Below are 5,722 nucleotides of genomic sequence, written 5' to 3'. Positions count from 1 at the left end.
GCTTTAATGGCTGGCCTGCCAGGTGCAAGAGTATCGAGATAGGCAATAATTTCTTCAAAATTGAATGGAAACCGGATCTGGTCCCAATCTACCAGGCTAAGAAAGGCATTTGCAGTTTCGTAACTCTCGCCCATGTAAGGTACCATAGAAGCTTCGCCATAACCTACCACTCCTTCGTATTCGATCTTTAGAAGCATTAAAGGGGTGCTGGTGCGGGTAAATTTCGAAATCGAAAAAGGATGTTTTAATTCTAATTCAAATTGCTTGCAACTAATCTTCATTATCAAACGTCTTCTAAATAAATAAGGTAATTAACGTTGTACAAATTATCTTTGTTATTAACGCAAACTATCCTGCCATGAAAAACATTTCAAGATTACGGTATTTTATTTATTTATCCTTAATAATTATTGGAGGATGTACCACAGGGAAAAATGCCCTGCAAAAAGGGGATTACGATTTATCGGTCGAAAAAGCGGTAAGCAGGTTACAGAACTCACCGAAAAACAGCGAAGCGACAGAAGTTTTAAAAACAGCTTATGATCTGGCTTTAAAAGATCACCTGCGGAAAATAGACGAAGCCAAAATGAGCAACGATTTATTCAGGTGGGAATCGGTGATGTACGATTATCAGAAGATCAATCAACTGGCAGATAATATCAACAGCTGTCCGGCATGTTTGGGCATTGTTCCAAACCCTACCAAATATATCAGCGAGCTTGCCGAAAGTAGATACAATGCCGCTGCTGCAAGGTACGGTTCCGGCCTGGGGTATTTGAGGGAGAATAACCGGTTAGCAGCTAAAAAAGCCTATTATGAATTTGAGAAGGTACTCAACCTTCAACCTGATTATAAAGATACAAAAGCCAAGATGGACGATGCCTATTGGGCAGCGGTAACACGTGTAGTGGTACAGCCCATCATTGTAAACAGCGGTATGTATAAATTGAGTGCTGATTATTTTCAACAGCAGATTGACCAGTATATTGCAAAGTACTCGCGGAATAAGTTCGTAATTTTTTATGGGGAGGAACAGGCAACAAATCAGAAAATTGTGCCCGACCAGGTACTGAGTTTAAATTTTGATGATTTTGTAGTGGGCCAAACTTACGTTAAAGAAAGGGTTGAAAAACTTAAGCGTGATAGTGTAGTAATCGGCGAAACCCGTGAAAAGAGACCGATTTATGGTACAGTGAAAGCCACCTTGAGTATTTTCGAAAAGAATATTTCCTCATCAGGTTTATTGGATATGAGCATTACCGATTGGAAAAGTAGAAAGCTGGTGCGCCAGCAAAAATTTCCGGGCACTTACATTTGGCGCGATAGCTGGGCCAGCTTTAATGGCGATGACAGGGCACTGAGCAAAGAACAATTGGCCATTACCAGAAGAAAGGAGCAATTGCCACCACCACCAAGTGCACTGTTTTTAGAGTTTACCAAGCCTATTTATAACCAATTGGTTAATGATATCGGGGCTTTTTATAATAGTTATTAAGCGCCTTACACCTCACCCTGTTAGGGTGTGATGGTATGGCAGTGTCTTTCGTTTCCCTCTCCTGCAGGAGAGGGATGCACGGGTAGTGCGTAAAGCAAGCGCGCCAACAGGGTGAGGCGGTTGTAATCCCTGCGTTAAATTAAATCATCAATATAGAGCCCTAAAAATATAATGGCTAATATTGCAGTAATGAATACCGGCTTATATAATCCTTTCCAAAATTTCGATTTTTTATACAAAACCTGCTTTTTAAGTGGCAAAACTTTTAATTCGCCTGTTATACAGGTGCCTTTGCTGCCGAAATGGCTGTTGGAACAGGCAGGTTTAAGTGGCGAAGAGCAGATCCAGTTTTTAGATGAGAGCATCCGTTCGTATAATACCCTGGTTATTCCGGTAAACAATGAGGTAAATGAGCAGTTTTTAAATCCATTGGAGGCTAAGATAGAAGCAGCCTTTGCACAAGGTTACAACGCCATTTCTGCACTGCCCGAACTGGATCTTTTTAACTGGATCGGCAAGTTTTTATATGGCTTTGTGTATATCGAAATGCATTCGGCCCTGCGCAAAGAAATGACCGCCGATGGTTTAAATATGTCGCAATCGCTGATGATGAAGTTCGCCAACCTCAATTTCATGATGCAGAACCTTTACACCAGTTTAGTGTTCGAAGATTTTTCGCCATGGTCTATCACCGTAGTAAAATTGGAAAATGGAGAAACACCATTTAGTTTCCGCGATGAAATCAATACGCTTACTTTCTCTTTAAAAATGAAAGATTTCGGGATTATTGCCTGTTTGCAGGATAATGGCACCAATAAACGCTATCACCAGGATATAATCAACGAAGTAAAAGGCAAAGCCCTAACAGCCGAGCAGTTTGAAGAATTAAGTGCCCGTTTTTATTATTCGGCCTATCTTTTTAACCGCTTGCCCGAATATACATTTATGCCGGTTGAAGGTACAACCTATATCGAGGCCATGCCTTTACGTGGCAACATGACCAAGCCGCTTTTTGATGTTTGGCAAAATAAAATATATGCACAGGTGCTCGAAAATTTCTGGAAACCCTGGGGTTATGTGGTATTCGAGATTATTAAAAACCCCGATGAACCGATGAGTTTCTTCGAGAAGCCTTATTTGCCTACGGCTGGCTAGTTGAGGTTTTTAACTACGGATGAACAGGGATAAACACAGATTTATTTCTTCGATAACCTAATGCGATCGGATGGCTATAACGCAATCGAAGATAAAACTACCTTCCTCCGGTTAGCATGCTGATAAAATTCTGTAAAATTCCGGGAACGAAAATGATGGTAAAAATCAATCCGGTTAATGCACCAAAAAAGTGGGCATCATGGTTGATGTGGTCTCTTGAATTACGCGAGGCATAAGCGCAATAAATGAGGTATAAAATTCCAAAAACTACTGCCGGAATCCCAATCGGGATAAACATAATATAGATTTTAGACATTGGGTTAAACAAAATATAACTGAATAACACGGCACTGATTGCTCCTGAAGCTCCAAGACTATTATAGTTAAAATGATCTTTATGTTTGATCACTGTTGGCAGATCGCTCAATACCAGACCTAAAAAATAAAGTAATCCAAAACGCCAGCTTCCCATTAAACTTTCGAGTGTAAAAGCAAAGGCATAAAAGGTAAACATATTAAAAAACAGGTGCATCCAATCTGCGTGCACAAGTCCGCTGGTAATTAAGGTATATACATTCTGTCCTTTGGAAACACTAAATGGGTGCAGCATAAATTTTCCATAAACCGAACGGTCGTAGAAGGCGTAAAGGCTGGTAATAATCGTAAAAACGAATATTAAGGATGCAACTGGTGCAATATTGAAGTATTCCATCGGGCTTATTTTAAATCAAGTTTTACATCTGTAATCAAACGTGCAACCGGATATCTGTTGTGTGTTTTTTCGTAATAATCAGAATTTTTATACACAAAATCAAGTTGTGCGGCACCATTCTTTGCAAATTCGGGGTCGGCTGATTTTTTGGCCTCGAGTTTACGTTTTAAATCAGGGTTGTTTTTAAGCAGTTCGGTAGCCGTATCTTCAAAAACATAGGCCGAATAATGTTCTTTCATATCCAGGATAGAATCGAAAAAATTCCAGTTGAAATACGAATCGGTAGCCTGTGGTTCTAAGGTTTCTACTATATAACGGTTAACCGACTGGTTTACATAAACCACATAATCGCCCGCATAATACTGCAGGTTCTGCTGTATGGTGTTTAGTTTTACGGCCGAATGCAGGTAATGCCCTTCGTAAGGCCTGGTACCCGTTTTAAAATCGCCTATATAATAATTTTCTACAGCAATTTTCTGATCGGTTTTTAACTCCCTTAGTTTAACATTGTTCAATTTAAGCAGGGCAATTACACGGTCCCAGGCTTTTGGAATGATATAGGCAACAGGCTTTTGCACAGAAACCGCCGGTTCAAATTTATTCCATTCTTTAATGGTTTTGGTATAAGGTTTTGTGCGGTCGTAACATAAACGGTCGGTACCACTTACGGTACTTGGTTTTTGTGCGGCTTCGAAACCTTTAAAGGTTAAATCGTTTACTTCGCTTTTATTCAATTTCCACTCTAATGGAAACTCTTTTTGCGAGGCAACGGCTTCATCCGCTTTGCGTTTATTCTCCCCGATAATTTTTGCATCACGTTCTACAATACGGATATAATTTTCGAGAAGTTTATAAGTGGCATCCACACGCTGATCGTACGATTTTAGCATGTGTGTTTCGGGCATAAAACCAATGGTATTATGTAGCGTGGTATAACCTGTAGAGTAACGTGGCGATTCGATAAAACCCGTAATGCCGGTTTCAGGTGTTTCGCCGATCGAGTTTACGTAAGGAATCATCGGATAACCCAGTTTTTCCATACCCGCATACAGATCAGGTACAAGGGTTTGGGTTAAATAACCCGATAATATAGCATTTAACTTATCTTTTTGTGTTGGAATAAGCGTCATCACATATTGATAATCGGCGCCGTTACTGGTGTGGGTATCTACAAATATTTCGGGCTGCCAGGTATTAAAAATCAATTGAAAGGCTGCTGAGTTTTTCGAATCAGTTTTAATAAAATCGCGGTTCAGATCAAGGTTTTTGCTGTTCCCTCTAAAACCATAAGCAACTGGCCCGTTCTGGTTGGCCCTTGAAGTACCCGTTCGGTTAAAACTTCCGTCGATGTTATAAAGCGGAATAATACAGATTACTACATCCTTGGGTAATTTACCTGTCTTTAAAAGGTCGCGGGCAAGCATCATTGATGCATCTACCCCTTCAGGCTCCCCCGGATGGATACCATTGTTGATCAATAAGATTCTTTTATTGTTTTTCCTGATCAGCGCCGGATCGAATACGTGATCACGCGATAAAACCAACAAGTGTAATGGTTTTCCAAAATCTGTATTTCCGTAGGTTAGTAATTTGGCCTCGGGATAAGTTTTTGCAAGATTCTCGTAATAAGATATTGCAGCACTGTAAGTTGTGGTTTCTGTTTTACCACTTAATTCGAAAGGCGTTTTTTGTGCGGCAGCTTTTAGCCTTATTGATAGCAAACAAAGCACAAAGAATTTTCTCATGCGTTAAAGCTAAGAAATGAAACGTTGTTATTAAAGTGTTTTGTGATGAGATTTAATCGTTCCGAACATGTATTTAAAGCCAATGGTGTAGGTATTGTAAACATCGGGCGAGTAGTTTTTAAATTTGGTACTCGAGTCGTTATAACCGTCCAAACCTTCGCCAAAAGTAAAGTTCGATTGTGCATTGATGTTGATGATATATCTCATGTAGCCATAACCATCGTAAATGAAGTAATTGAAGCCGAAATTTAACGGCACCAATAGGTTCAGACTTTTATCTTTGCCCGGAAAAGGACCATAACCCGGGTCGTAGGCTGCCCAGCTTGGTTTATACCTTACAATATCGGTTATTTTATTGTTAATGGCGCCAACACCCACTCCGGCATATAAGCCCCGCAGATTGTATAAAAACTCACTTTTATCGTAATTAACCAATTCGCCAAGCATCAGTTTAGCATTAACAGAAATAGCTGTATATTTATTTATAAACTGGCGGTTATGCGGATCGGTTGCAATGTCGCCCCCCTGCACCATTCCATATTGGGCTTCTAAACCAAATGTTACAAATGGGGTAATATTGTAGTCGAATGTACCATAAGCAGTGTAGCCATAACT

Annotated in this window: 5 protein-coding genes and 1 pseudogene; 2 read left to right on the top strand and 4 right to left on the bottom strand. The window is 40.0% G+C overall.

Going from position 1 to position 5,722, the window contains the following annotated elements:
- Nucleotides 1-281, bottom strand: a pseudogene (locus B2V92_RS20645) (dipeptide epimerase); the annotation flags it as partial.
- Nucleotides 282-358: 77 nt separating this feature from the next.
- Here B2V92_RS20645 and B2V92_RS20640 point away from each other — a divergent pair.
- Both B2V92_RS20640 and B2V92_RS20635 read left to right on the top strand, forming a co-directional pair.
- Entirely contained in the window at nt 359-1,495 is a 1,137-nt protein-coding gene (locus tag B2V92_RS20640) for a hypothetical protein (RefSeq protein WP_293311814.1), read from the top strand.
- A 171-nt stretch (nt 1,496-1,666) separates the two neighbouring features.
- Nucleotides 1,667-2,650 (top strand): hypothetical protein, encoded by a 984-nt coding sequence (locus B2V92_RS20635; RefSeq protein ID WP_293311812.1) that lies wholly within the window; start codon nt 1,667-1,669, stop codon nt 2,648-2,650.
- Between the two features lie 97 nt (nt 2,651-2,747).
- On the opposite strand, the gene B2V92_RS20630 is transcribed toward B2V92_RS20635, so the two are convergent.
- From B2V92_RS20630 to B2V92_RS20620, 3 genes are all read right to left on the bottom strand, one after another.
- Nucleotides 2,748-3,362 (bottom strand): rhomboid family intramembrane serine protease, encoded by a 615-nt coding sequence (locus B2V92_RS20630; RefSeq protein WP_293311810.1) that lies wholly within the window; start codon nt 3,360-3,362, stop codon nt 2,748-2,750.
- 5 nt (nt 3,363-3,367) lie between these two features.
- The gene (locus B2V92_RS20625; protein ID WP_293311808.1) at nt 3,368-5,107 is read right to left on the bottom strand and encodes a M14 family metallopeptidase; all 1,740 of its coding nucleotides are present in this window, start codon (nt 5,105-5,107) and stop codon (nt 3,368-3,370) included.
- A gap of 30 nt (nt 5,108-5,137) precedes the next feature.
- Nucleotides 5,138-5,722: hypothetical protein (locus B2V92_RS20620; protein ID WP_293311806.1), on the bottom strand; the 585-nt coding region annotated here is incomplete at its 5' end.

Origin of the sequence: Pedobacter sp. UBA5917, from assembly GCF_002432345.1 — a bacterium.
Classification (GTDB): Bacteria; Bacteroidota; Bacteroidia; order Sphingobacteriales; family Sphingobacteriaceae; genus Pedobacter.
Note: the sequence above shows the minus strand (reverse complement) of the source record. Positions and strands in the feature narration are given on the sequence as shown.